Annotated in this window: 28 protein-coding genes, 1 other RNA gene and 1 pseudogene; 12 read left to right on the top strand and 18 right to left on the bottom strand. The window is 56.5% G+C overall.

Going from position 1 to position 25,210, the window contains the following annotated elements; translation table 11 throughout:
• Together LB462_RS24620 and LB462_RS24615 are read left to right on the top strand one after the other, a co-directional pair.
• Positions 1-160 (top strand): ATP-binding protein (locus tag LB462_RS24620; protein WP_255627590.1); only part of this gene is annotated, 160 nt, incomplete at its 5' end.
• A complete protein-coding gene (locus tag LB462_RS24615) occupies positions 160-789 on the top strand; it encodes a response regulator transcription factor (protein ID WP_224513428.1) in 630 nt (209 codons plus the stop codon). The genes LB462_RS24620 and LB462_RS24615, both read left to right, overlap by 1 nt.
• Before the next feature lie 106 nt (positions 790-895).
• Here LB462_RS24615 and LB462_RS24610 read toward each other — a convergent pair whose 3' ends face one another.
• Both LB462_RS24610 and LB462_RS24605 read right to left on the bottom strand, forming a co-directional pair.
• The gene (locus LB462_RS24610; RefSeq protein ID WP_224513419.1) at positions 896-1,099 is read right to left on the bottom strand and encodes a hypothetical protein; all 204 of its coding nucleotides are present in this window, start codon (positions 1,097-1,099) and stop codon (positions 896-898) included.
• 63 nt (positions 1,100-1,162) lie between these two features.
• On the bottom strand, positions 1,163-1,381 hold the full coding sequence (locus LB462_RS24605; RefSeq protein ID WP_224513418.1) for a hypothetical protein: 219 nt from the start codon (positions 1,379-1,381) through the stop codon (positions 1,163-1,165).
• Between the two features lie 511 nt (positions 1,382-1,892).
• Between LB462_RS24605 and LB462_RS24600 the strand changes: the two are divergent.
• A pseudogene (locus tag LB462_RS24600) lies at positions 1,893-2,330 on the top strand (alpha/beta fold hydrolase); the annotation flags it as partial.
• Between the two features lie 246 nt (positions 2,331-2,576).
• Here LB462_RS24600 and LB462_RS24595 read toward each other — a convergent pair.
• The 3 genes from LB462_RS24595 to LB462_RS24585 all read right to left on the bottom strand — a co-directional run bounded on the left by LB462_RS24595 (position 2,577) and on the right by LB462_RS24585 (position 5,796).
• Positions 2,577-2,894 (bottom strand): hypothetical protein, encoded by a 318-nt coding sequence (locus tag LB462_RS24595; RefSeq protein WP_224513416.1) that lies wholly within the window; start codon positions 2,892-2,894, stop codon positions 2,577-2,579.
• 351 nt (positions 2,895-3,245) lie between these two features.
• Entirely contained in the window at positions 3,246-4,151 is a 906-nt protein-coding gene (locus tag LB462_RS24590) for a S1C family serine protease (protein WP_224513414.1), read from the bottom strand.
• Positions 4,152-4,272: 121 nt separating this feature from the next.
• Positions 4,273-5,796 (bottom strand): MDR family MFS transporter, encoded by a 1,524-nt coding sequence (locus tag LB462_RS24585; RefSeq protein WP_224513412.1) that lies wholly within the window; start codon positions 5,794-5,796, stop codon positions 4,273-4,275.
• 131 nt (positions 5,797-5,927) lie between these two features.
• Here LB462_RS24585 and LB462_RS24580 point away from each other — a divergent pair, with 131 nt between their 5' ends.
• The 4 genes from LB462_RS24580 to LB462_RS24565 all read left to right on the top strand — a co-directional run bounded on the left by LB462_RS24580 (position 5,928) and on the right by LB462_RS24565 (position 9,814).
• Positions 5,928-6,431, top strand: a complete 504-nt coding sequence (locus tag LB462_RS24580; protein ID WP_224513410.1) for a MarR family winged helix-turn-helix transcriptional regulator — start codon at positions 5,928-5,930, stop codon at positions 6,429-6,431.
• A gap of 156 nt (positions 6,432-6,587) precedes the next feature.
• Positions 6,588-7,052 carry a MarR family winged helix-turn-helix transcriptional regulator gene (locus LB462_RS24575; protein WP_224513408.1) on the top strand — a complete coding sequence of 155 codons (465 nt, stop codon included), beginning with the start codon at positions 6,588-6,590 and terminating at the stop codon, positions 7,050-7,052.
• Complete coding sequence (locus LB462_RS24570; RefSeq protein WP_224513406.1) at positions 7,045-8,268, top strand: HlyD family secretion protein; 1,224 nt, start codon at positions 7,045-7,047, stop codon at positions 8,266-8,268. Before LB462_RS24575 ends, LB462_RS24570 begins: the two co-directional genes overlap by 8 nt.
• On the top strand, positions 8,261-9,814 hold the full coding sequence (locus LB462_RS24565) for a DHA2 family efflux MFS transporter permease subunit (RefSeq protein ID WP_255627580.1): 1,554 nt from the start codon (positions 8,261-8,263) through the stop codon (positions 9,812-9,814). The genes LB462_RS24570 and LB462_RS24565 overlap by 8 nt, the downstream gene beginning before the upstream one ends.
• 9 nt (positions 9,815-9,823) lie before the next feature.
• On the opposite strand, the gene LB462_RS24560 is transcribed toward LB462_RS24565, so the two are convergent.
• The gene (locus tag LB462_RS24560) at positions 9,824-11,203 is read right to left on the bottom strand and encodes an FAD-containing oxidoreductase (RefSeq protein WP_224513404.1); all 1,380 of its coding nucleotides are present in this window, start codon (positions 11,201-11,203) and stop codon (positions 9,824-9,826) included.
• A 142-nt stretch (positions 11,204-11,345) separates the two neighbouring features.
• Between LB462_RS24560 and LB462_RS24555 the strand changes: the two genes are divergently transcribed.
• Positions 11,346-11,495 carry a hypothetical protein gene (locus LB462_RS24555; protein WP_224513403.1) on the top strand — a complete coding sequence of 50 codons (150 nt, stop codon included), beginning with the start codon at positions 11,346-11,348 and terminating at the stop codon, positions 11,493-11,495.
• A gap of 12 nt (positions 11,496-11,507) precedes the next feature.
• Here LB462_RS24555 and LB462_RS24550 read toward each other — a convergent pair whose 3' ends face one another.
• Positions 11,508-11,705, bottom strand: a complete 198-nt coding sequence (locus LB462_RS24550; RefSeq protein ID WP_224513400.1) for a hypothetical protein — start codon at positions 11,703-11,705, stop codon at positions 11,508-11,510.
• Positions 11,706-11,909: 204 nt separating this feature from the next.
• Between LB462_RS24550 and LB462_RS24545 the strand changes: the two genes are divergently transcribed.
• Entirely contained in the window at positions 11,910-12,836 is a 927-nt protein-coding gene (locus LB462_RS24545; protein WP_224513398.1) for a transglutaminase-like domain-containing protein, read from the top strand.
• Positions 12,837-13,004: 168 nt separating this feature from the next.
• Entirely contained in the window at positions 13,005-13,271 is a 267-nt protein-coding gene (locus LB462_RS24540) for a hypothetical protein (RefSeq protein ID WP_224513396.1), read from the top strand.
• Between the two features lie 308 nt (positions 13,272-13,579).
• Here the strand turns inward: LB462_RS24540 and LB462_RS24535 are convergent, their stop codons facing one another.
• From LB462_RS24535 to ffs, 9 genes are all read right to left on the bottom strand, one after another.
• Positions 13,580-14,689 carry an extracellular solute-binding protein gene (locus LB462_RS24535; RefSeq protein ID WP_224513466.1) on the bottom strand — a complete coding sequence of 370 codons (1,110 nt, stop codon included), beginning with the start codon at positions 14,687-14,689 and terminating at the stop codon, positions 13,580-13,582.
• A gap of 20 nt (positions 14,690-14,709) precedes the next feature.
• Positions 14,710-15,870, bottom strand: coding sequence for a CaiB/BaiF CoA transferase family protein (locus LB462_RS24530; protein WP_224513395.1), 1,161 nt, complete (start codon positions 15,868-15,870; stop codon positions 14,710-14,712).
• Entirely contained in the window at positions 15,870-16,421 is a 552-nt protein-coding gene (locus LB462_RS24525; protein ID WP_224513463.1) for a MaoC family dehydratase, read from the bottom strand. Before LB462_RS24525 ends, LB462_RS24530 begins: the two co-directional genes overlap by 1 nt.
• Before the next feature lie 124 nt (positions 16,422-16,545).
• Positions 16,546-17,544: a glutathione S-transferase family protein gene (locus tag LB462_RS24520; RefSeq protein ID WP_224513392.1), complete on the bottom strand. Its 999-nt coding sequence runs from the start codon at positions 17,542-17,544 to the stop codon at positions 16,546-16,548.
• Positions 17,545-17,649: 105 nt separating this feature from the next.
• On the bottom strand, positions 17,650-18,894 hold the full coding sequence (locus LB462_RS24515; RefSeq protein ID WP_224513390.1) for a lytic murein transglycosylase: 1,245 nt from the start codon (positions 18,892-18,894) through the stop codon (positions 17,650-17,652).
• A gap of 10 nt (positions 18,895-18,904) precedes the next feature.
• A complete protein-coding gene (gene recR, locus LB462_RS24510) occupies positions 18,905-19,510 on the bottom strand; it encodes a recombination mediator RecR (RefSeq protein WP_224513388.1) in 606 nt (201 codons plus the stop codon).
• Between the two features lie 120 nt (positions 19,511-19,630).
• Positions 19,631-19,954 carry a YbaB/EbfC family nucleoid-associated protein gene (locus tag LB462_RS24505; RefSeq protein WP_112526406.1) on the bottom strand — a complete coding sequence of 108 codons (324 nt, stop codon included), beginning with the start codon at positions 19,952-19,954 and terminating at the stop codon, positions 19,631-19,633.
• A 16-nt stretch (positions 19,955-19,970) separates the two neighbouring features.
• The gene (locus tag LB462_RS24500) at positions 19,971-21,776 is read right to left on the bottom strand and encodes a DNA polymerase III subunit gamma/tau (RefSeq protein WP_370637282.1); all 1,806 of its coding nucleotides are present in this window, start codon (positions 21,774-21,776) and stop codon (positions 19,971-19,973) included.
• Positions 21,777-21,884: 108 nt separating this feature from the next.
• An RNA gene (gene ffs, locus LB462_RS24495) (signal recognition particle sRNA small type) lies at positions 21,885-21,981 on the bottom strand.
• Between the two features lie 69 nt (positions 21,982-22,050).
• Between ffs and LB462_RS24490 the strand changes: the two genes are divergently transcribed.
• Together LB462_RS24490 and nudC are read left to right on the top strand one after the other, a co-directional pair.
• A complete protein-coding gene (locus LB462_RS24490) occupies positions 22,051-22,455 on the top strand; it encodes an HIT domain-containing protein (RefSeq protein ID WP_112526808.1) in 405 nt (134 codons plus the stop codon).
• Positions 22,456-22,507: 52 nt separating this feature from the next.
• Positions 22,508-23,449, top strand: a complete 942-nt coding sequence (gene nudC, locus LB462_RS24485) for an NAD(+) diphosphatase (protein ID WP_224513385.1) — start codon at positions 22,508-22,510, stop codon at positions 23,447-23,449.
• 3 nt (positions 23,450-23,452) lie between these two features.
• On the opposite strand, the gene LB462_RS24480 is transcribed toward nudC, so the two are convergent.
• Positions 23,453-24,316 (bottom strand): prephenate dehydratase, encoded by an 864-nt coding sequence (locus LB462_RS24480; protein ID WP_183660969.1) that lies wholly within the window; start codon positions 24,314-24,316, stop codon positions 23,453-23,455.
• Positions 24,317-24,327: 11 nt separating this feature from the next.
• Complete coding sequence (locus LB462_RS24475; RefSeq protein ID WP_224513375.1) at positions 24,328-25,071, bottom strand: 3-deoxy-manno-octulosonate cytidylyltransferase; 744 nt, start codon at positions 25,069-25,071, stop codon at positions 24,328-24,330.
• Positions 25,072-25,210 lie beyond the last annotated feature (139 nt).

Raw genomic sequence — 25,210 nt, 5'->3', positions numbered from 1 at the left:
CAACCCTTTCTACACGACCAAGCCGGACGGAATGGGCATGGGGTTGTCGATTTGCCGCTCGATCGTGACTGCACATGGGGGAAGCATCAGTGCGAGTTCCGAACCGGGATCCGGCACCACGTTTGAATTCACCATTCCTTTGAAACAAGGGACCGGGTAATGGACGAACACAGCTCGCCACTTGTCTTTGTCGTTGACGATGATGCACATCTGAGAGAAGCGTTGGCCAATCTTTTCAGGTCGGTTGGCATGAGTGTAGAGCTGTTCGGCTCCACCTCCGAACTCCTTTACCGTCCTGCCAAGATTTCTGCCGGAAGCTGCCTTGTCCTCGATATTCGGCTTCCGGGCGTCAGCGGGCTCGACTTCCAGGACAAGCTCGCTAACCTTGGCAACAATATTCCCATCATCTTCATGACGGGCCACGGTGATGTCCCCATGTCGGTTCGGGCGATGAAGGCTGGCGCCATTGATTTCCTCACCAAGCCGTTCCGCGACCAGGACATCCTCGATGCGGTCTCGAATGCGCTCGTTCTTGACCGGGCTCGTCGGACGAGCGATGGCGAACTGTCCGCGCTGATGACGCGGTATGAAAGCCTGACGGCTCGAGAGCGTGAGGTAATTGCCTTGGTGACAAGCGGCCTGATGAACAAGCAGATCGGATGGGAGCTTGGCCTGAGTGAGATAACTGTCAAAATTCATCGCAGCCACCTGATGGAGAAAATGGCTGTGCGAACCCTTGCTGAACTCGTCAAGGCCTATGAGGCCCTTCGGCCTGTCTTGAACAAGTGATGTCTGCTTAGACGATTGCCGCAGCACGGCAGCGAATGTTGGGAGCAGCACAAGGCCCGGCGGTCAGACGAAGCCGACCTGAAACGAACATTTCAACGGCCCTGCTTCAAGCCGCGCAGCTGTCAAATTGCACGTGCAGCCGCTCGTATTGGGATGGGTAATTGATACGAACCCATTCCGTGGCGCCACGCAGATATGCGATTTCGACCGCACTGCCGAGATCAACTTCCAGATCGTGGATTTTGTGCTCAAGGTCCTTCATCCGGCTCGCAGTCGCCAGAGCCTTTCTGTCTTTTGGGCTATTTGTCATTGTCATTCCATCTGTTGACCGCTCAGCGGCGGGTTGACGAGGTGGTGGACGCGCGGGCTTGAATTAACCAAGCCCGTTCCAGACCTGATCCTCCCAAATATTGTTCTCCCATTCCGGGAAGACCTTACGAGGATCGCTTCGATAGTACTTGCTGCCGTGTCCAGACGTCTTGTCCATGTGCCGCGTTCGATCAGAGGCGAACGAGCCAGAGGTCCCATGACCGGGCACGAAACCTGCGGAAATCGCCGTGGAGATGACAACGGCAGCTATTGTATGGGTCAAAAGGTTTTTCATAGTTGCTATGTTACATTGGCTTTTGGAGAATGAAATTATGCTTCGGATGTACATGATTATACATTGGTATAATTGTGCCCTGACTAGTATTGGACGCCTCCAATAATATGGGAAGTTGGACGGTAAAGCTGCGGGCTATGAGACAAAAGACCGTCCGGGAGGGGCTCGGACGGTCTTTTGCGGGCCATGGATGGCCGCACTTCAACGGGCGGAAAACGTCGAAGTATGGTAGCCGGGGGAACTACCAGCCCCGTCGGGGTTTGTGACAGGCGCAGTTAGAAGACTACCTTTAGCCTACCCGAGGGGTAAGTATACGTTGGTATATTCTGCTTAAACGAAAGATCGATTAAACCTCCAGTGGCGGAGGATGTAGCGGGTTTGCGCCATGGAGCAGCTCGTCGCCAACAGCGTATCGACTATACTCATGTAAAATCGATAATGATCTTCTCACACGAGAATTACCAAGGCCTTCAAATCAACAACCCTGGAGTGCCATTACATGATTGTGAACAGGCGGGTATTTTCGGCGGCCCTGGCCGCTGGCGCGGCATCATTGATCTCCACCCGTGGCACGGCCGCGGAGGCATCACCGGGGTTAGCTCGCAACGTCGTCCTCGTCCATGGTTTGTTTGCAGATAGATCATGCTGGACGGAGGTGATTGCTCGCCTTCAGGCCGCCGGGCTCAACGCTGCGGCCGTTCAAAACCCCTTGACGACGTTACCTGAAGCCGTGGCGGCCGCCGAGCGGGTACTGGCACTGCAGGACGGCCCGACGGTCCTGGTAGGACACTCGTTTGCGGGAATGATTGTCACAGAGGCAGGTGTGCATCCTAACGTTTCAGCACTCGTCTATGTTGCGGCGAGGGCACCGGATGCTGGCGAGGACTATCCTGCGCTCCTTGAGCAACTGGACGCACCTAGCACCGAAGAGAGCGTGAGTGGATAGGGACGATGATCACGTTGGTGCTCAATGGCGTCCTCATCCGCTCCGTGCCGACGGCGGTGTCGCACGAGCCAAAGATTGGATCGATGTTTTGAACGAACTGGCGAGCAAAGCTGCTTTTGGCCCGGCCTGCACCGGTAAGAAAACCTTTGAACGGCCCTGTGCAATTCGCTCCACATTCCACTGGTCGCCACATCCATTCGATGTTCGAGACTACCGCAACGGCCATCGTCACTGCTCCTAGTGATCAATTGCGCGCCGTACGTCGAGTAGTGCTATCTTGCAAAGGTTTGCATCACCAGCCCTGTCAGCCGCGCGCGCACGTGCGAGTGCAGCCAAAGCTCGTTCGCCTTCCACTCCTTCACCGGCTTGTTCCTCCGCACGTGCGATTGACTCAGGTGTAGGCTCGTGATGGAGACCGGCAGATTGGCTCTCAGGGAGCGTAGGTCCAGCGCCGGCCGTCGCTTCCAGTACAGCGTCGACCTGCATCTGAACGGCTTCGATTTTTCCGGTGCAGGGACCTGCGTGTGCGGCGGCAGCAAGCCCCAACGCGAACATTGCCTGGACGCCAAAAAAGATTGCAAAGACGCGAGTCCATCCTCGGCATATGGGTTTCGCCCCGTATGAAATGCGTTGTGCATCAGGGGCACACACCACAACTGCATTCTGTACTTTTATGAGACCGATCAAAATCTTGATCCTCCGGCTAAGTTGACTAGAGAAAAGCGCTGACAGAATCGGATGTGGTGTAAAGTAGCGCGACGGCGCTTGATGCTCTATCATACCAACGTACGGGTGAGTAATGCGGTCGTTTGATTGAGGTATACGTTCGATTGACATTCATTTGTTAGTCATGCCGGAAGTAAAAGACTCGCTTAACAATAGCCGTCGGTTGTTGGGGGACTCTGCTCACTGCAAGGGCGGTTTTCTGAGAAAGCTGTTCCGATCGGCTGACTTCACGCGCAACCATGCCTCGCGGCCGTTGCGCAGGACTCTCATGGGGATCTCTGCGCCCGCAGGGCCGCTCGTCCACACCTTCCGATAAAAATCCGCCAGCCCATCAACCTCCTCGCCTCGGATCTCCGAGATGATATCGCCCTGACGCAGGCCCGCCTGAGCCGCCGGACCTCCTGGCGCGACACTCATGACCACGACCTTGCCGCTGCTCTCGGCGGAGAACGCCCCGAGCCAGGGCCGCGGCGGCTTGTTGACTCGGCCGCGCGTGAGTAGATCGTCCAGTATCGGCGGCAGCAAATTGATCGGTACGATCATATTGATGTCCGCATGCTCTCCATTTTTGCTCATTTGCAAGTGAAGCGAGCCGATGGCCAGGAGTTTGCCGTCTGCGTCGAGCAGTGCAGCCCCTCCCCAGGAAGGATGAGCCGGCGCAATGAAGATTGCCTCATCCAGTACGTACTCCCAATAGCCGGCAAATTCCTGCTTGGCGACGATGTTCGCTCGGACGAACTGACCGATCCCGTCCGCAAGCACAACGGGATCTCCTACGTTGGCTTGGGCGGCATCGCCGAAGTCCACCGCAGGCACGCCGAGAGGCCCAATCGCCTGCACGAGGCCAAATCCCGTTTCTTGATCATACGTCGGCGCATGACCGGGAATAACTTGCCCGTCATGGCGCGTCAGCCAAACCTCCTCAGCTTCTGTAATCAGATAGCCGATCGTGAGCACCAGCCCGTCCTCACGAATGACCACGCCGCTGCCCTCTCTCAAGGTACCTAGCGTAGCCGCTGTAAACGCGTCATCGGGAATTGAGGAGCGTACAGTTACGATTGACTGCAAAGCCGTATCGATAGTCATGATTTCAATCCTGGCAAGGCCCGGTAGAAGCCGCGATTCATGGCGTCGTGCGAACCGCCATGATCGGGATGTGCGCGTTTCGCCGCGACCTTGAAACAGGTATGCGGCACCACTTCGCGCATTATTCAGCTGTATTCGGTTTTTTCACAACCCCTGCGGTTGGCAGCAGCACTGGTTTGAGCATGAACGCCGCCAGCAATCCAGTGATGGCAAAGCCTGCCGAGGTCAAGAAAAGCGGCGTGAATGCTGCAGCATAGCTATCGGCAACTGCTTGTCGCGCCGCCTCTGGCAACGCACCCAGCATTTTCGGCGTCAACTGCTCAATGTTGCTGACCCCGGGAATGGTGACGCCGACACGGGACAGATTTGCTGCAACGATAGCGCCATAAATGGAAATGGCGATAGACGCTCCACCCATGCGCGAAAGTGTCACCGCCCCTGTCGCTGCCCCAACATCCCGGCTATCTGCTGCATTCTGTACGCCAATCACCGGAACCTGTTGTCCAAGACCGATGCCGATCCCGTGCATGGCCATCAGGATGCCTATGAGAAACACGGGCGTTCCAGCCTGGACCTGAGTGAACAACATGAAGGCGAGGAAGCTTAAAGAAAGACTGGCTATGGATTGGGGTTTGTAGCGACCTGTCGTCGAGATCAGCCGTCCCCCTAAGAGAGACCCACAGACAATACCGCCTGTCAAAAGGATGAAAAACACGCCCGCCTGTGAGGGCGACAGACCTGTAGTCGTCTGTAGGAAAAGCGCGAAATAATTGACCATGCCGATTGCAATCGCACCGCTGGTGATCGAGATCACGAGCAGCAGCGAGAATGTCGGATTCCGGAAAAGTGTTGGCGGGACGATGGGCTCTACTGCACGACGTTCAACGAACACCCAACTCGTGGCGCACACGATGCCGAATGCAATAATGCTAACACTCTGAACCGATATTATTGAACCGAACAGCTCTGAGCTGTCGGCAACGAGCACGATGCTGCTTGTGGTCAGCGCAAGCAATATCGCGCCTGCGTAGTCGATCTTTGGCTTGCGTTCGGGCTTGCGATAGGGAAGCATCGTGAACAGGCCCGTCAGGACGATGATCCCAACCGGGATATTGACCAGAAAAATCGATCGCCAGCCGAAAAGATCGCTCATTGTGCCGCCAAGTACCGGACCGATTGCGCCAGAAGCCATCAGGACAAGGCTCGAATAACTCTGATATCGCGCCCGTTCTCGCGGTTCGAAAAGATCGGCGTTGATGGAGAAGATCGATACCATGATTCCACCGCCGCCGAGCCCTTGCAGAACCCGCGCAGCGATCAGCGTGTTCATCGAAACGGCGAGACCGCACACAGCTGATCCGATGGTGAAGATCGTAATGGCGGTCATCATCACATATTTGCGCCCGAAGAGATCGCCCAGCTTGCCGTAGATCGGCATAACAGCGCTCGAAGCAAGCAGATATGAGGATCCGATCCAGCCGAAGCGTTCCAGATGGCCGAACTCGCCGACAATTGTCGGCAAGGCCGTCGAGACGATCTGATTGTCGAGCGTCGCCATGAACATGGCCGAACTCAGGAAAAAGAAGATGATAAGCCGCAGACGGTGGTCCGTCACGAGCGGCGCGGGCGGTGCATGCATGTCCATTGAGCAGGATATCCGAACTTCACTAAAGAGATAAGTGTGCTATTAGCATATAATTGTCAACAGCACTGTAATGCTATTTGCATATTTGGATGCCTTGAAGTATCAGTGTGCTCAAAGATATGACAGGTGCCATGACGACACATAAACGTGAAGCCGACAATCAGAGCTACCATGAAGACATCGTGCATATCGGTCAGGTAATGACGCGGATGCGCCTGTTGGTGGGTAGACGCCTGATTGGCCGCCTTGCAGTCCAAAACGTTGCGCCTGGCCTGGAACTCTCGCACCTCGACGTTCTTGACGCTGTAAGACGCGCTGAAACGTCCGGCGAAGTAACGGTTGGTGCGATCGCCGAAATTTTGCGCATCGATCCCTCCCGGGCTAGCCGCATCGTTGCGGAAATGGTCACGCGCGGCGTCCTGCGCCGCAAAGCCTCCCAAGCTGATGCGCGGCGTATTGTGGTTGTTATCACGGCGCTGGGGCGGAAGTTGGTCGCGGAAATCAAGGCCCAGAAACTCGCTATCGTACAGAAAGTCGTCAAAGACTGGCCCCCCGCAGATGTCGAAGCGTTTGCTGCGCTTTTTGATAGATTCATCAGCGGATACGAGCAGACGTTCCTTCCTCGTAAGGATTGAACCTCCTCGGTCGTCCTGACGCGAGTTCCTTCACGATATATTGAAGACCTGGCCCAGTTTTTTTCTGCCTGAGGCAAGCTGTCGCCTTTAATTTTCCTAGCACCCTTGCTATATGCATGACTGTTATAAGCATCCTTATGAGTTTGCCATCCCATCATGGACAATGCACCAACACTGAGCTTTCTCCTGCACGAGGTCGCACGCCTGTTGCGCAAGCGTTTCGAACAGCGCGCAAAGGATTTGGGCCTCACGCGGTCGCAATGGCAAACGCTGGCTTATCTCTCCAAAAACGAGGGTATCCATCAAGCAGGTCTGGCCGAGCTTTTGGAAGTCGAGCCGATCACCCTGGTTCGTATCCTCGACAAGCTTGAGGAGCGCGGCCTAATCGAGCGTCGCAAGCATCCGACTGACCGGCGTATCCGGCTCTTGTTTTCCCGCGAAGAGGCAAGACCCCTTCTCGACGGCATTCGCCGTGTTGCAGACCTTACTCGCTCTGAAGCGCTCGCCGATGTCCCGGATGCAGATCGCGAACATCTCATTCGAACACTGACCCTTATGAAGACAAATTTGATCGACGCATGCCAAACGCCGGTCGAGGACAGAGAGAAAAATCATGGCTGACGGTTCACCTTCCCTGCGGATACCTGCCAATTCGGACAATGCAGCGCGCAATGACCCGGTAATGGAAAAGCCCGATACGACCATCGAAACGGTGCCTGCCGTACCTGTGGCCAAGGAAACTACGCCCCCTGCGGCTCCCGCACAGGCGCGCCCGCGGCGCAGCTTGAAGCGTCCGCTGCTTTTTGGGCTTTTGCCGGTTCTTTTGATCGTTGGCGGCTATTTCTATGCGACTGGCGGTCAGGTCATGTCGACCGACAACGCCTATATCCAAGCCGACATGGTCGGTGTTTCCACCGACGTGTCCGGTATCGTGCAGTCGGTGGATGTCCGCGACAATCAGCAGGTCAAGCAGGGCGATGTGCTGTTCCGTCTCGATGCCTCTCCCTTTGCCATCGCACTTGCCGGCGCGAAGGCGCAGCTTGGCGTAGTCCGCAATCAAGTTCTCAATCTTGAAGCTAGTTACAAGCAATCGCTGGCGGAGATAACCCAGGCTGAAGCCGATATTCCTTTTTTCGAAAAGTCGTTGCAGCGCCAGCAGGACCTGAATGCAAGCTCCTTCGCGTCCCGCGCGACCTATGATCAGGCCAAGCACGATCTAGATGCGGCCCAGCAAAAGGTCGATGTTGCCAAGGCAGAAGCGGCGGCAACGCTGGCGCAGCTTGGCGGCAACGCAGATCAACCCGTTGAACAAAATCCTTCTTATCTGCAGCAGCAATCGGCTGTCGACAATGCCCAGCGCAATCTCGACCACACGGTTGTCCGTGCCCCGTTTGACGGCATCGTCACCAATGTGAGCTCTCTGCAAACAGGCGCCTATCTTCAAGCGTCGCAGGCTGGTTTCAGTCTCGTCTCGACGACGCATATGTGGATCGCTGCGAGCCCGAAAGAGACCGAGCTCACCTATGTGCGCCCTGGCCAGACAGTTGCCATCAGCGTCGACACCTATCCGGACGTGACGTGGAAAGGCACGGTCTCCAGCATCAGCCCAGCTTCCGGCTCCAGCTTTTCGCTGCTGCCTGCCCAGAACACCACCGGCAACTGGGTGAAGGTCGTCCAGCGCATTCCCATGCTCGTCAGCATAGATGACATGGCGGGTAAGCCGCCACTGCGGGTGGGCATGAGTGTCACCGTAGGTGTCGATACAGGCCATGCCCGCGGCCTCCCATCTTTCATGACAGACGTCGTCGGTCTTTTCGGCAGCAAGGATCATGTCTAATACCATCGCTAACCCCAGCGCCGCGCCCGTTATCGCCAACCGCGGCGCGATAACCGCGTGCGTCATCCTCGCGGTGATCATGCAGGCGCTCGACACGACGATCGCCAATGTGGCGCTGCCCTATATCCAGGGAAGTGTCTCGGCGAGTGCTGATCAGATCAACTGGGTCCTTACCTCCTATATCGTCGCCGCGGCCATCATGACGCCGCCGTCGGGCTTTCTCGCCGCCCGCTTCGGTCGCAAGAACGTCCTTCTGACCGCCATTGTCGGCTTTGTCGCCGCTTCGGTTCTGTGCGGCCTCGCCCAGTCCTTGCCGCAAATCGTGGTCTTCCGGCTGATGCAGGGCCTCTTCGGCGCATCGCTTGTGCCGTTGTCGCAGGGTATTCTGCTCGACATCTATTCGGTGGAAGATCGCGGCCGAGCCATGGCGCTTTTCGGCGTATCGGTGATGGTCGGCCCAGTGCTCGGACCGGTCATCGGCGGCTGGCTCACCGACCATATCAGCTGGCGCTGGGTATTCTATATCAATGTGCCCATCGGCATGCTGGCGTTCTTCGGTATTGTCGCCTTCGTTTCCGAAACGACGAAAGAGGTGAGCGCAAAGCTCGACTGGTTCGGCTTCGGAACCCTGAGCCTTGCCATCGCAACGCTGCAGCTCTTCCTCGACCGCGGCGAACAGCTCGACTGGTTCTCTTCCGCTGAAATCCAGATCGAAGCGTTAATCTGCGCCGGCGCCTTCTATCTCTTTCTTGTGCACACGTTCACCGCGAAGAAATCTTTCGTCAATCCGCGGCTCTTCCTCGACCGCAATTTTTCGGTCAGCATGTTCTTTATCTTCGTCATAGGCGTCACCTATCTTGCGTCGCTCGCCTTGATGACACCCTATCTACAGACGCTGATGGGCTATCCCGTCGTCACTGCCGGTATCGTCATGGGGCCGCGCGGCGTCGGTACCATGGTCTGCATGTTTATAGTCGGTAGACTGATCGGCAAGGTCGATACACGGTTTTTGCTGTTCCTTGGCTTCAGCCTGACCGCATGGGCAATGTACGACATGACGGGTTGGACGCCCGACGTGTCGCAGTGGACTATCGTCTATGTGGGATTCATCCAGGGCGCCGGTCTCGGCTTCCTGTTCGTGCCGCTTACGACCATCGCCTTTGCCACCCTCCCCGCGTCGATGCGCGGCGAAGGCACCGGCCTCTACAATCTGTCGCGCAATATCGGTTCGAGCGTCGGCATTGCTGTCGTCACCGCGCTCATCACAGAGAATGTACAAAGCAACCATTCGTCGATCGCCGCGTATGTCACGCCGTTCAACCATGCATTCAACGCGCCGGCAGTGATGCAGAATCTCGACCCTATGAAGGCTGCTGGTCGCGCTGCGCTGGACGGGATGATAACAAACCAGGCGACAATTATCGCCTACATGGACGATTTCAAGCTGTTGATGATCATGTCGCTGGTCTCGATCCCGCTGGTCATGTTGCTGCGCAAGCCTGCGTCAAACGCCGCCCCAGCGGATCATGCGGCCGTGATGGAATAAGCTCGCACGTCATTTTACTTCCTTGAGGTCTCCGAGCAGCGTTGGAATCAGCTCAGACACCGTAGGATGAATGGGAACAGCCCATTTCAATTGAGAATAAGTCGCATCCACATTCATGATATCGATGATGCCGTGAATCGCCTCGTCGCCGCCCGTCCCCAGTATGGCTGCACCCAGTATCTTTTGCGTCTGTGCGTCCACCACGACTTTCATGAAGCCTTGTGTCTCATCCTTTTCCACTGCGCGACCGACACGGGTCATCGGCCTCTCGGAAGTCAGCAAAGGCCGCCCGCTCTTGCGAGCCTGCGCCTCGGTCAGGCCTACCCGGCCGAGCGGCGGATCGATATAGAGCGCATAGCCGAGGATACGATCGCTCACTTTGCGGTTCTCTCCGTCAAGGAGATTTGCTGCAACGATCTCGAAATCATTATAAGCCGTGTGAGTGAAGGCACCGCGCCCGTTGCAATCCCCCATCGCCCAGACACCGTCCACATTAGTCTCGAGCCTATCATCGACCTTGATGTAGCCGTGCTCATCGGTCTCGATACCAGCGCTCTCAAGTCCAAGATCGTCGGTATTGGGCCGTCGGCCGATCGCCAGCAACACATGTGAGCCGACAACGGTTGGAGAACCGGCCGTGCAATCGACACCGGCCTCCGCACCCTCGGCGTGAGGTTTAAACGATATGCATTCCGCATTGAGGCGAATTGCAATGCCCTCACCCTCAAGAATTTCCTTGATCGCTTCGGATATGTCCTCGTCCTCGCGCGAAACCAGCCTTGGACCCTTCTCGACAATAGTCACGTCCGCGCCAAACCGGCGGTACATTTGCGCAAATTCGAGGCCTATATAGCTGCCGCCGATGACAACCAGGTGCTTCGGCACTGTATCGAGCGCCAGCATGGACGTATTGGTTAAGATGTCGATGTCGGCAACGCCGGGCATGTCGGGCACGTTGGCACGGCCACCAACATTGAGGAAAATCCTGGGGGCGGTGAATGCGGCGCCATCGATATCGATTTCATGCGGTCCCGTGAAACGGGCGTGGCCCTGAATAACCGTGCAGCCATCGATGCCGCGCAAGAATTTCTCGACCCCGGTCCGGGCATTGAAGGACACAGTGTCGGCGCGCTGCTTGACCCGCTTCATGTTGATTTGGACAGACCCACCCGTCTCGATGCCAAAATCAGCACCACGTCGGGCAAGATGTGCTGCATAGGCACTCGCGACCAGCGTCTTCGTCGGCATACATCCTGTGTTGACGCACGTACCTCCGAATAGCTTGCGTTCGACCATGAGCACTTTCATGCCGGCGTTCGTGAGACGACCCGCCAGAGATGGTCCGGCCTGCCCTGCGCCAATAATGATCGCGTCGAAAGTTTTGGTCATGGCTGTAGCATAGATCAGGGCGGATGCTGCGTCACCCTGTGCGCCACGTTCAAAGTAAAGATTGCGTCATCATTTGGAATGCCGGGTGAACGCCGGGTTCAGTCACCGTTCAGATCGACAACGATATCCTCAGGAAATTCCAATGAGGGTATTTGTCATGCTTGTTCAGCGTCTTGGCATCATTTTCGTAATTTTCGTCGCCTTCGCACTGTCCTTCGGCAGTTTCGTCAACCATGCGAAATCGAAACGCGTGGGGCATTACCAAAACAACCTCCTGCAGGTCCGAAATTAGAGCGCAATGAGATCAGCGCGTTTTCTTCCAGGCTTTTTCCGCCTCGTCGAGTCGATCCAGCAGGTCCTGAAGCAATTTGGGGATGTTCCTGTCGGCTTCCGATGGGCGAGCTGTTTTGGCCACATGGCGGAAGTCCGATCGAACGACCTGTTCTCGCAGTACGTCCGCTGCGCGTGGGCGGGAACCTGGATGTTTTGCAGCCATCACCATTCCAATCACTCCTGTGCACCGCCAACAATCTGACCGCACATCTTCCGGACTTAACTTCCGTCCGGCGTATTTGTTTCAAATTCTATGGCTCTATAGTCAACAAATGCTGAATCGCATGGCGAGGCCCGACATCCATTAAAATTTACTGCCGGGGAACCTGAACCGGATCGCAGCGTTCTTCTCAAAACCTTAGAGGATATGCCTATGTTGATCCGTATCGGTTACGAGATAGCCATTCGCTGTAACGAACCCACGCCTATGACGACCTATCTCAACCTCGAATCGGGGCGTATACCGGACATCCAATGCGAGCGTGGTCCGACCGCTACTCCGGACACAAAGCTTGAAACGTTTCGCGACATTTTCGGAAACAGCTGCATCCGTCTCCTGGCTCCTGCGGGCAACCTCTCCTTGAAGTATGATGCGGTCGCCAAGGATGACGGGCTCCCCGACCCCGTCGACGAGGACGCAACCGAGGTGAGCGTCGACCAACTTCCGATCGAATGTCTCGCTTACCTGTCGGCCAGCCGCTATTGCGAAACGGATGAATTGAGCAACCTCGCATGGAGTCTCTTCGGCCACGTCAAACCCGGCTGGTCGCGAGTCCAGGCGATAACTGATTATGTCAACCAGCGACTGACCTTCAGCTACGGTTTTGCCAGATCGACACGCACTGCAGCGCAAGCACATGAGGAGCGCGTTGGCGTTTGCCGGGACTTCGCGCATCTGGCCGTTGCTTTCTGCCGCTGCATGAATATTCCCGCGCGCTATGTGAACGGCTATTTGGGCGATATCGGCGTGCCGGCTGACCCGGCGCCAATGGATTTCAACGCCTGGTTCGAGGTCTATCTCGGCGGCAAATGGCACACATTTGACGCCCGTCACAATCAGCGTCGCATCGGGCGGATTGTCGTAGCGCGTGGCCGGGATGCTGCCGATATTCCATTGATCCACACATTCGGACCGCATGAACTGACAAATTTCAAGGTCTGGACCTTCGAGGAACACGATCCATCTTTTGCCAGTCAACGCTTCGAGAAAATATCGCTGGTAACCCCTTGGTTCAGTCAGCGCTGGTCACGCTTGTCGCGGGCTGTCAGGGAAAGATCCGAAACAGAACCGACTGTCTAGAGCCCAGATTTCCCGTTTGCCACATTTGAGAGCGGTCAGAAGCATATTGCGCTGCGGTAAGCCCTTTCAACTGCCGGTAAATTCTTTTCGATTTGCAACGCCATAATTGCGAAGCTATTTTCTCCTCCTTGTCGGGGTTCGTTTCGTCTAGGGGAAAGGAACAGTCCTATGCCTTTCGATAATCCTTCAAAGCCGATCTACTCCCGGGATGACTGGAACGTCATGCAAGCCGCCTACAACAAGGCAGCAGCGACGCTTGTGGTGAAATCAAGCTCGGAGGAAGACGCGAAAGTTATCGCGGAAACCGTGATGACCGCCTTCAATCGTGGCAATCGTGATGTCAATTCGCTGGCGGCTCTGGCGGTCATCACCGCGATTAACTCGCATCCGGGCGTCCATGGCGGCGAGGTCGATCAACAGACGCGCTTTGCGTAGGACAGATCGCTCTACAACCAGGCATCAGCAGCTACTACAACTTTGACTTTCATCGATGATTCCGGCACATCAGTTTGCAGTGGAGATTGCAGACGGGGGTCGGAAAATGAAATGCGTGATGGCTGCCATATTCTTATTCAGCAGCTTTGTTTTGGGCGGGTGCGGTTCCTACGCAACGTGGACGCCACGCAAGCCCGAACCCACCCAGATCAATCCGCCTGAGTGCCAGCAAGGTATTGGCATTTGCCCTGGACGATGGGGCCGCGCAGGCCAAATGCGCCGGGATTCTTGACCAATGTTTGTGATGTCTATGGGGTGAAACTTAGCCGGAAGAGCCTGTTCAGATCATTGACTACACTTGTCTGTTCGTGCCTTTGCTGAAGGCCTTCATTAATGCGCTCGGAAGCCGCCTGTTGAAAGTCCATGTAACCCTTATGGCGTGGGCGCACCCAAGCACCTTCAAGCGTCTTGCGCGTTGCTGCGTAGAAGCTTGTCGTCGCCTCATTGACAGTTTCGTCTTCCCAAGCGTCGGCATGAGCCGGTTGACCACCCGCTGACGCATACGGCCCCCGTTGTACCTCGCCTCCGGCAATCCAGTAGGCGAAATCGATAGCCGCGGCGCGATTTGCTGAAAAAGCCGAAACACCGATGCCCGTGCCACCCAGCGCCGAGCCGGCAGGACCATCATCTCCCGCGGCGGGAATATCAGCAAAGGCGACGAGATTGGGCCTGAAACCATCGATGGAATAATTGACGTAGCCGTAGATCAACGGCGAACAGGCAATGTGCGAACCGGCCTCCCCCATCCTCTCCAGTACCGCAATGGGATCCATTTGGAAGCAAGTGGGATCAATCAGCGCCACAATTTCATGCATTATTTCGAAAGTACGTATTCCGCTTTCGAGATCAATCAGTTGCCCGGTGACTGCACAAGGTGAACCAATATTGCCGTTCAACGTATAAAACGTCATCAGCGAGTGGGGAGGACGCAGCGGTAACAGGACCCTGCCCGCCTTGGCCAGACCCACTACCTCGTCCCAGCTTGCGGGCGAATCTTCGAGCAGGTCAGGCCGCCACGCACAAACCTGCGTCGCGGTATCGATCGGAAACGCCCATTGCCTCCCCTGCCAATGATAGCTTGGATAGGACTGTCCGACGCTCCCGGCGGAAATTGCATACTGCTCTGCCTCGCGTCCCGGCGCGTCGAGTGGTGCAAGACAATTTTCGGCTGTAATCTGGCCGACATGCGGATGATCGATGACGATCAGATCATATTCCCGCGCCAGCTCCTCAACGGGAAAGGACTCGAAATCCTGCAACGAGCGCTTTTCCCATTCGACGTCTATGCCGGTCTTCTCTTTCCAGAGTTTTGAACAGGCAACCATCGGGTCGTAGCCGCGCGGATGGCTCCAGGTCATGCCTTTGAGTTTGATTGCGCTCACAGCCCAAACTCCTTGCGGATCGCCTCGCTGTGTTCACCGATGCGCGGTGCGGCCCGATCAAACTTCGCGCGCAGCCCGTTTACCCGAATTGGCGAGCGCGTGGTGAGGATCGAAACATGGTCGTCGCGCTCCACGGTCTGCAACATGTCGAGAACCTTGAAGCCTTCACTTTCCAGAAGCTCCTCCCAGTTCAACACCTTGGCACACCAGATATCGGCCGGTTCGAGAATGGCGAGCCAATGGTCGGTGGTCTCGGTTTCGAGCCGGGCAGCGATAATGCGTTTGATCTCGTCGCGCGCCGTGAACCATGTTGCCGGGCTGTCGCGGTAGGGCGCCAGATCATCGAGCGAGAGAAGGTCGGCCAATTTGGGTAGCGGGGTCATTGCGAGCGCCAGATAGCTGTCCTTCGTGTGGTAGACGCCGTAGGGAGCGGAAAGATAGGCATGGGCACTGCGGAAATCCGAACGTTTTGGCAGGCGCCGGCCATCGTTCAAATGTGTGGTCAAAACTTCGAACTGGAAGTCGATGAGCGATTCCATCAAGCTTGTCTCGATGTGGCTGCCCTTGCCAGTAATGCCGCGCCTGACAAGACAGGCGAGAATGCCCTGCACGATTGCCGCGCCCGCCAGCATGTCGCCCACCGCCAGTCCAAACGGCACTGGCCCTTGGCTCTCATCGCCGTTCAGCCACATCAGTCCGGAACGGGACTGCGCCAACAGATCCTGGCCGGGGCGAGAAACCCAGGGGCCTTCATCGCCATAGCCCGAAATGCTGGCATAGACGAGACGCGGGTTGATTGCCTTCACCGCCTCGTAGTCGAGACCAAGACGCTGGATGACACCGGGACGGAAATTCTGGATCAACACATCGGCGTTGGCGAGCAATGATTTCAGGGCTGTAAGATCAGCCTCGTTCTTCATGTCAATCGCGAGGCTTTCCTTGGCGCGGTTGATCGCATGGAAAATGGTCGAGTCGCCACCGATTTCCGTATCGCTCAGATAAAGCCGCCGGGAGAGGTCACCTCCATCAGGCCGCTCTACCTTGATGACGCGAGCGCCGAGGTCCATCAGACGCAGTGAAGCATAAGGTCCGGACAGAAACTGGCTCATATCGATGACAAGCAGGCCCGCCAGCGGTAGTTCATTATCGACAGTCATTATTTCTCGGTCTTTCCAACGAAATCGGCGGGGTTTTGGTACTTTACGGTCTGCAAATGCTCGCAATACAGAACGAGTTCACCCTCGTTCTTGTACACTTCATAGCTCGCACGGATCAGCCCCAATTCCTTGTAACGTGGGCGCTTATCCAGATTGGTGCGGATCGTGTAGATCGTGTCATTGAGAAAGACCGGCTTGATGAAACGCAACTTGTCATAGCCATAGGAAAAGGCATTGACGCAATTGGTTGCCACGAGCCCGAGGCCCGCGGAAAACACGAAAGCACCTGCAACAAGCCGTTTGCCGAAGATACCCTCGCTCTCGGCAAACATCTGGTCCTGCACATACGGGTGAATGTCCGTAACCAGCATGTTGAACAGGTGGCTATCGCTTTCAGCTATTGTCCGGCGCAACGAACGGATTTTCTGTCCAACCGGCCAATCCTCATAAAACCAGTTCTCGGCATTCCAAACGGGCAGCGCGGCATGGTCTCCCGGCATATCTTTCGGATACGTGGAGGAGACGCCAACGGTCGGCGCAAAATCGGTCATGGCCGCAAGGCTACTGCCAGTGGACGTTGCCTCTGCAATCTCATGCCTCATCCTCCCACATCTTCTCTTGTGAATAATCTTTTCACATATGGGTATAGATGACAAGGGCATGAAGTGTTAAATCCTAACTGTGGATGACGCCCTCGCCCAATAACCGCTCGCGATCGTGGGGACCTTCGAAGTCAATTTGCGGCCCGATGGGTACGATACCGGTCGGATTAACGTGAGCGATTGAGTAATAACCGGCCTTGATATGGTCGATCTTCACGGTGCTGCGAACATCCTGCCACTGGTAGAGCTCGCGCAAATAGCTGGAAAGATTGTGATAATCCTTCAGACAGCGGAGATTGCATTTGAACGCGCCATGATAGGCAGCGTCGAAGCGCACCAGCGTCACGAACAGGCGCCAGTCCGCTTCGGTCAAATAATGGCCAGCGATATATCGATGGTCGGCCAGATGCGCCTCAACCTTATCCAGCGCCTTGAAGACACCCGTCGCGGCCTCTTCGTAAGACGATTGAGTCTTGGCAAAACCGGCGCGGTAAACGCCATTGTTGATATTCTCGTAGATAAGCTCGTTCCATCTATCGATTTCGGGACGCAAGTGCTCCGGATAGAAATCCTGGCGATCGCTGGTCAAGCCGTTGAAGGCGGTATTCAAAATTCGAATGATGTCAGCGGATTCGTTGTTGACGACCCGACCCTCCGTGCGATCCCAAAGCACCGGTACTGAAACTTTGCCGGTATAGGTGGGCTCACTGGCGGTGTAGAGCTGATGCAGATAGCGGATCGGCGGCGCCTTCGGCCCTGCGTCTTGTTCCTTTGCGAAAGTCCAACCATTTTCGCCAATCGCAGGTTCGGCAACTGAAATACGGATTATGTCGCGCAAGCCTTTGAGGTTACGGAAAATCAGAGTCCGGGACGCCCATGGGCAAAGATACGAGACGAAGAGCTGATAGCGATGGGGTTCGGCCGGGAATGTCGGTTTCCCTTGAGGGTCCGGGGCACCATCGGCTGTAATCCAGCCGTGGAAGTGCGTCGCCTCGCGGTGGAATGCACCGTCCTTCATTTCGCTGGCGGCTACTTCGCCCTCGACCCATTTTCCGTTGACCAGAGCTGGCATTTGATTTGTTCCTGACATTCGAATTGTACATCAGGATCGCATTTCGCCGCCTGGTTGCAAACCGGCGAAGCTTTGACAGACTGTATTTGCGCCCGCGACAACGGTTCACCTGATCGCGGTGATCAAATCCCTATCAGGAAAGCAGGTAGGTGCCAGGCCCTGTTTTGCCTGCCAATCACCAATTGAGCGACGAGTCTTGAAACCGGGAAAGCCATCCGCGCCGCCCGCATCATAGCCCTTCTTTTCCAGCGCCCGCTGGAGTCCCGCGATATCCGAACGATAAAGTCCACCAACATCGCCCCAACGAGCAGAAAAGCCCGTTGCGCCGTGCGAGATACGATCTCCGACATGGCTGATAAACAGCGCATAGAGATCACTCATGTTGTATTCCTTGATCACATAAAAATTCTTGGTGACGATGAATGCAGGGCCGTGCCGTCCCGCAGGCATCAGCAGAAAGCCTTCACGTTTGGTCTCGCTGGAAGGAAATGGCTTGCCGTTGACGCGGGTAATGCCGAGCTTTTCCCACGCCGTAAAAGGCTTGCCTTGGTCAGGACCTTCCAGCGCACAACTGACATTAGCCGGAACATTGACCTCGTAACCCCAGTCACGGCCCTTCTGCCAGCCATATTGCGCAAGGTAGTGCGCGATCGAACCAAGCGTGTCCGGTACGGAATTCCAGATGTCACGTTTGCCGTCTCCATCGAAGTCGACCGCGTGTTCGAGATAAGAACTGGGCATGAACTGTGGCTGGCCCAAGGCCCCGGCCCAGGAACTTTTCATGCTACCGGCGCCGATATAGCCTTTTTGGACGATCTCCAGCGCGGCGATCAGCTCTTCGCGGAACATATCCTTGCGCGTCGCCATGAAAGCCTTGGTGCCAAGCACGGTAAACGCGTTGTTTGGAATTTTGACGCTGCCATAGCCGCTTTCACGGCCCCATATCGCAAGGACGATCTCACCCGGCACACCATATTTGGCCTCGACTGCCTTCAAAATGCGCGAATATTGACCCGCCCGCGCGGTCCCGCCTGACGTAACCGCATTGATCGTCTTGTCATTGAAATACTTGCCGGGCGAACCGAATTCGGATTGAGTCTGCTTCTTCGGTGTCTGGGGTTTTTGACCCGGCATTACGAGGTCGGGAAGCTCAAAATTCAACGACACACCCGAGAAAGCCTGATCGAAAGTCGCCTTGGAAATACCTTTCGCCTTGGCTTCCGGCCAGAGATCATTGACGAGCCAAGTTTGAAACTGTGCTTCGATCTCGGGCTTCGACGCGGCCACCGCTGAAAAACTCAGAAGCACTCCAATCAATACGATGGCAAATTTCACCAGACCTCTGATCAAAGCGTTCTCCCTACAGCGATGTTCGAGCCCGCAGCGCCGCGGTCAATGTTCCTTCGTCGAGATAGTCGAGCTCACCGCCAACAGGGACACCATGGGCGAGCCGAGTGATTCGAACATCAAGCCCTGAGAGCTGGTCAGTAATATAATGTGCTGTCGTCTGGCCCTCGACGGTGGCGTTGACCGCAAGGATTACCTCCTTGATCTCGCCTTCCGCCACCCGCCCGACGAGCGACGCGATATTGAGATCGTCCGGCCCGATGCCATCCAGGGGCGACAGACGCCCGCCAAGCACGTGATAGCGCACGTTCATCGACCCGGCACGCTCCAGTGCCCAAAGATCGGAAACATCTTCTACGACGATCAATGTCGCTCGCTCCCGCCGGGGATCGGTGCAGATCATGCATGGATCAGATGTATCGACATTGCCGCACATCGAGCAGATGCGCACCTTTTCAGCGGCATCCTGCATGGCAGAGCCAAGCGGTATCAGCAGTGCTTCTTTCTTCTTGATAAGATGCAGTGCGGCCCGGCGCGCTGAACGCGGCCCGAGGCCCGGCACTTTGGCCAGGAGCTGGATCAGACGCTCAATTTCGGGACCGGCGATTCGTTTCGACATAGCGTGGGTGTAGAGCAATTTAGCGCTTTAGGGAATCAGGACGCACACCAACTGTAGCGAACACGCTGCTGAAAAGCACAACCCTGCGTGCGTTGCTGCCAACCTTGTGGTTGCCGCCCGCTAAAACGGCAGCTTGAATCCGGGCGGGATTGGCAATCCGGCGGTAAGGGCCTGCGTTTTCTCGGCCATAATCGCCTCGACCTTCGTCTTGGCCTCGTTGTGCGCCGCGATGATCAGGTCTTCAATGACCTCGATATCGTCTTCCTTGAATAGCGACGGATCGATGGTCAGGGCAGTCAGTGCGCCCTTGCCGGAGAGCTTTACTGTAACAAGGCCGCCCCCTGCCTGGCCTTCCGCTTCAAGAGCAGAAATCTCTTCCTGCATGGCCGCCATCTTGGCCTGCATTTCTTTGGCCTGTTTCATCATGCCCATAATGTCACGCATGGAAAACTCCTGTTGTTCAATCGTCTTCTTCGATGGGTGCCAGTGTATCACCACTGGTAGCCGCACCCTCGATGATTTCGTTGTCCGCTTGTCCGGCTGGCGCCGCGATGCGTACATTTATGATCTTCGCTCCCGGAAATCTCGACAGAATAGCCGCAACATCCGGATCTGACCTTGCATCGCTCAAAAGCGAGTCGCGTTTCGCAGTTTCGGTCTCGTTGATCGTCGCATTGCCTTGCTCGCGCGAAAGCGAAACCATCCAGCGAATGCCGGTCCAGTCACTCAGCCTCTGAGAGAGGTCGGTCAAAAGCGTTTTGGGCGCGTTGTCCGTCAGGTTGATTTCTAGCCTTCCCGGCTTGATCGTGACGAGCCGCACACAATTCTTGACCATGATCTTGAACTGCATGTCACGCTGCTTTTCCGCCAGCGCGATTATATCCTCGATGCTATTGACTGGCACCGTCGGAGCCTGCTCTTCAACTATTGGCGGAGCGATCGGCTCGGACCTTACAGCAGGTTCGACCAGACGCATTGTGGCGCCACCATTGGAGCTGACCAAACCGCGCGACGAAGCGATCGAGTCGGTAGAACGTGCCACGGCTCCCCCGCCATTTCCGGGACGCGGGCCATCGCTGCGCGGAGCCTGAGCGGCAAGCGGTCCACCCTCCTCCAGCGATTTCAACGCCTCGTCCAGCGTCGGCAGGTCGGCAGCATGGGCAAGCCGGATCAGCAGCATTTCCGCTGCCTGCACGGGCCGACTGGAATTGTCGACTTCGGTTATACCTTTGAGCAGCATCTGCCAGGTGCGCGACAGCACCCGGATGGAAAGTTTCTCTGAAAAATCCTTGCCGCGAAGCCGCTCATCTTCCGATAGGGAAATGTCATCGGCCACGTCGGGCGTGAAGCGGATACGCGTCACCAGATGATTGAAATCGGCAAGATCGGTCAGCACAACGCTCGGGTCTGCACCGACATCATATTGCGTACGGAATTCACGCAAAGCAGATGCAACATCGCCCCGCAGCAGCATTTCAAACAAGTCGATAATGCGAGCCCGATCCGCGAGGCCGAGCATTGAACGGACGGCCTCGGCATCAACGGTGCCCGCGCCGTGGGCAATGGCCTGATCGAAGATTGAGAGCGAATCGCGCACCGAACCTTCGCCCGCCCGGGCAATCATGCTGAGCGATGCATCGTCGACCGTAATTGTTTCGAGGCCGGCAATCTTCTTCAAATGCCCGATCAAGAGACTTGTGTCGATGCGGCGCAGATCAAAGCGCTGGCAGCGCGACAAAACAGTAATCGGAACCTTGCGGATTTCCGTGGTGGCAAAGATGAATTTTACATGGGGCGGCGGTTCTTCGAGAGTCTTCAACAGGCCGTTGAAGGCCTGATTGGAGAGCATATGCACTTCGTCGATGATGTATACCTTGTACCGTGCAGAAACGGGACGATAGCGCACCTGCTCGATAATCTCGCGGATATCGTCGATACCCGTATGCGATGCGGCATCCATTTCGATGACGTCGACATGACGGCCTTCCATGATCGCCTGGCAATGTTCGCCCGGCACCGAAAGATCGATCGTCGGCTTGTCGATGTCAGTTGTCTTATAATTGAGCGCGCGTGCGAGAATCCGTGCCGTCGTCGTCTTGCCGACTCCGCGGACGCCCGTCAGCATCCATGCCTGAGCAATGCGGCCGGTCTCGAACGCATTGGTCAATGTACGGACCATCGGCTCCTGGCCGATCAGATCGTCAAAATTCTGCGGGCGATATTTGCGGGCGAGCACGCGATAGGCGCTGTCTGCCATGGTGTTCATTCCGCTCCTGCTTTGGTCTACTCGCGTCGCGCAAGTTTGGACCGCCATACACCACAGCGTCAATGCCGATAACGGCTTTGACACAGGCAAGGTGACAAAGAAGAAAGGGTGGGAGGCTGGCACGGCGACCCGTGCCTGGCTCGTTGGGGCTGCTTCCTTCCGGACCTGACCCGGTTGGCGAGTGGCTCGTCCACCACCAACCTCCCGAGGCTCATATCGGCAATTCACGCGCAAAAAGCAAGCGTACAGCCGAAAAAACTGCTATTTGTCGCAAATCATGATGTTCGAACTCGATAGCAAGCTTGCAGCAGACACGTTTTCCATTGCGAGACTGGGTCTCTGCGACCTGCGCCTGATGAATGACCGCCGCTGGCCATGGCTCATCCTGGTTCCACAGCGCCCGAATATCTGCGAGATCCATGAAATGACCCCTCTCGATCAGACGATGCTCACCTTCGAGGCGGGAATCGCCGCGCAGGCGTTGAAAACCGTGGTCGACTGCGAAAAAATTAACACAGCCGCCATCGGGAATATTGTCCGGCAGCTGCATCTGCATGTCATTGCGCGCAACAGCGGCGATCCCGCCTGGCCCGGGCCAGTCTGGGGCTTTGGGCAGCGCGAGCCTTATGAGGAAAAAGAAGCAAAGGCCTTTGCGAACGCCATACTGAAGGCTATCTAATTACTCAATATACTTGGCTTCCCACGCCGGAGGCTCTCTGGAGTTCCATCCCATGCCTTTTCGCCTCTTTGATGCTCCGGATATGGAGCCAAGCCATTTCGTCGGCTTTGCCGGAAACAGGATCAACCGCCATTCAGAAAAGCGCAACGACGATGTGGTGGCCACTGCACTTGCCAACGCCAACGCTCGCATCCTGCTCACGGGCCAGGGCCAAGTGCTGGTTATGGGTGGCGACACGGGCAGTGCGCTATTCAGTCTGCCAGATGCAACAGCACTGTTACCTGCCCCGGACAAGACCATTTATCTCGGTATGCAGGACGATGTACCGATCCTTGCCTCCGTCAGCGGTTTCGATTTTGCAGCCTTGCCGGAGACGATCAAGGCTTTCGACTATCGTTCCGTCTACACACAAGGCCTCATCCCGCCAGACCAGCTTGGCGCGATGGCGCAGGCCGTCTCGTTGCTGACATGGCACGAGAATCACAAGTTCTGCGGCCGGTGCGGCACTGAAACCGTGATGCGCGATGGAGGCTACCGGCGCACCTGTCCCAATTGCGAGGCACAGCATTTCCCCCGCACCGATCCGGTTGCGATCATGATGGTAGTACACGAAGACAAGTGTCTTCTGGCACGCGGTGCGCATTTCGGCCCAGGCATGTATTCCTGCCTCGCGGGATTCATCGAACCAGGTGAAACGATCGAAAATGCTGTGCGCCGCGAGACGTTCGAGGAAACGAACCTGCCGGTCGGCCGCGTGCTCTATCATGCCAGCCAACCCTGGCCCTTCCCTTATTCACTGATGATTGGCTGCCATGCGGAGGCACTCTCCGACGAGTTCACGCTGGACAAGGCCGAACTTGAGGACGGGCGCTGGTTCTCTCGCGAGGAAGTTGTCGCGATGCTCGATCGCAGCCATCCTGACGGGCTGATGACCCCGCCGCCCGGCGCCATCGCTGCGCACCTCATTCGCAGTTGGGTGCAGAGCGGAGTTTAGGCCCTATTCTTCCTCACCCTGCGCACTGCGGAAAGTCGTATCGGCGGGATAAACACCGAGGATCCGCACTTCCTTGGAGAAGAATTCCAGTTCGTCCAGGGCATGCGCGACATTCTTGTCGTCTGGATGGCCTTCGATGTCGGCATAAAACTGGGTTGCGGTGAACTTGCCGTCGATCTGATAGCTCTCGAGTTTCGTCATGTTGACCATATTGGTGGCAAAACCGCCCATCGCCTTGTAGAGCGCAGCAGGAACATTTCGAACGCGGAAAACGAAGGTCGTCATCATGAGTTCGTCGGACCTACGCGGCGCCCACTTCTTGGTCTTGGTCAAAACCACGAAGCGCGTCACATTGTTTTCAGTGTCCTCCACGTCCTCTTCGAGGATATCGAGGCCGTATAAACTGGATGCAAGCCGCGGCGCCAGTGCAGCCATCGTCTTGTCCTTGACCTCCGCAACGAGGCGCGCCGCTCCCGCCGTATCACCGGCAATCACCGGCTTCCAGCCGTTCTGACGAATATACTTTCGGCATTGGCCGAGTGCATGAATATGGCTGTGGACCGAGGTGATCTCGTTACGTTTCGTTCCCGGTAACACCATTAGCTGAAAATGGATCGGCAGGAAGTATTCTCCGACAATGTGCAGGCGAGATTCCGGCAGCAGATGGTGGATGTCTGCGACGCGACCGGCGATCGTATTCTCGATAGGGATCATTGCGAGATCTGCCGCACCGCTTTCGACCGCGTTGAACGCATCCTCGAATGTCGGGCACGGCATCGGTTCCATATCCGGGAACATGTCGCGGCACGCCGTATCGGAGTTCGCGCCAGGTTCACCCTGGAAAGAGATGCGGTTGGTCTTTGCCATGATGGATTGCCTTATATAGAGGTGAGAATGTCACGTGCGCGTTCGAGGTCTTCAGGCGTGTCGACGCCCAGCGGCACCGAATCGACGATTTCCACATCGATGCGCATGCCGGCCTCCAGCGCGCGCAACTGTTCGAGCCGCTCGCGGCGTTCCAGAGGCGAAGGTCCGAGGCCGACGAAACGTTCGAGGGCGGCGCGGCGATAGGCGTAAAGCCCGATGTGATGGTAGAGCGGTCCCTCGCCCCAAGGCGCGGTAGCGCGGGTAAAATACAGCGCGCGCAGCTGGTCTTTGCCCGTGGGCGAGCCAATGATCTTCACGACGTTTGGATTGGTCTTCTCATCCTCGCGCCGGATTTCGACGCCAAGCGTGCCTATGTCGGCGGGACCATTCTGCAGTGGTAGGAGTGCACGCTTTATGATTTCCGTTTCGATGGTCGGCAGGTCACCCTGAACATTGACCACCGCGTCGACATTCCCGTCGGGATCGAGGGCCAGCAATGCTTCATAAATACGGTCGGAACCGGATTCGTGATCATTGCGCGTCATCACCGCCTCGAGCCCGTGCGCTTCGACTGCCGCCTTGACGTCGAGATTATCGGTTGCGACCACGGTGCGGCCAAGTCCCGCAGCCCTCGCCCGTTCCGCCACATGCACGATCATCGGCTTGCCGGCGATATCGGCCAGCGGCTTGTCCGGGAGCCGGGTCGAAGCCATTCTCGCCGGGATAAGTGTCAGTATTTTCATCATCGCAAACATGCCCACGGTGTCAAAAAGTCTCAGGCAGAACCGCCCTTATATGTGTTGCAAGTCTTGAGTAAAAGACCTAGTTTCCGCGCGATCACGAGGGGACTCTTGTCGAAAAATGCAGCGATCTGCATTGACCAGATATTGAGAA

The sequence above is a fragment of the Phyllobacterium chamaecytisi genome, from assembly GCF_020164455.1.
GTDB lineage: Bacteria > Pseudomonadota > Alphaproteobacteria > Rhizobiales > Rhizobiaceae > Phyllobacterium > Phyllobacterium chamaecytisi.
This window is presented reverse-complemented; position numbering and strand designations above follow the sequence as displayed.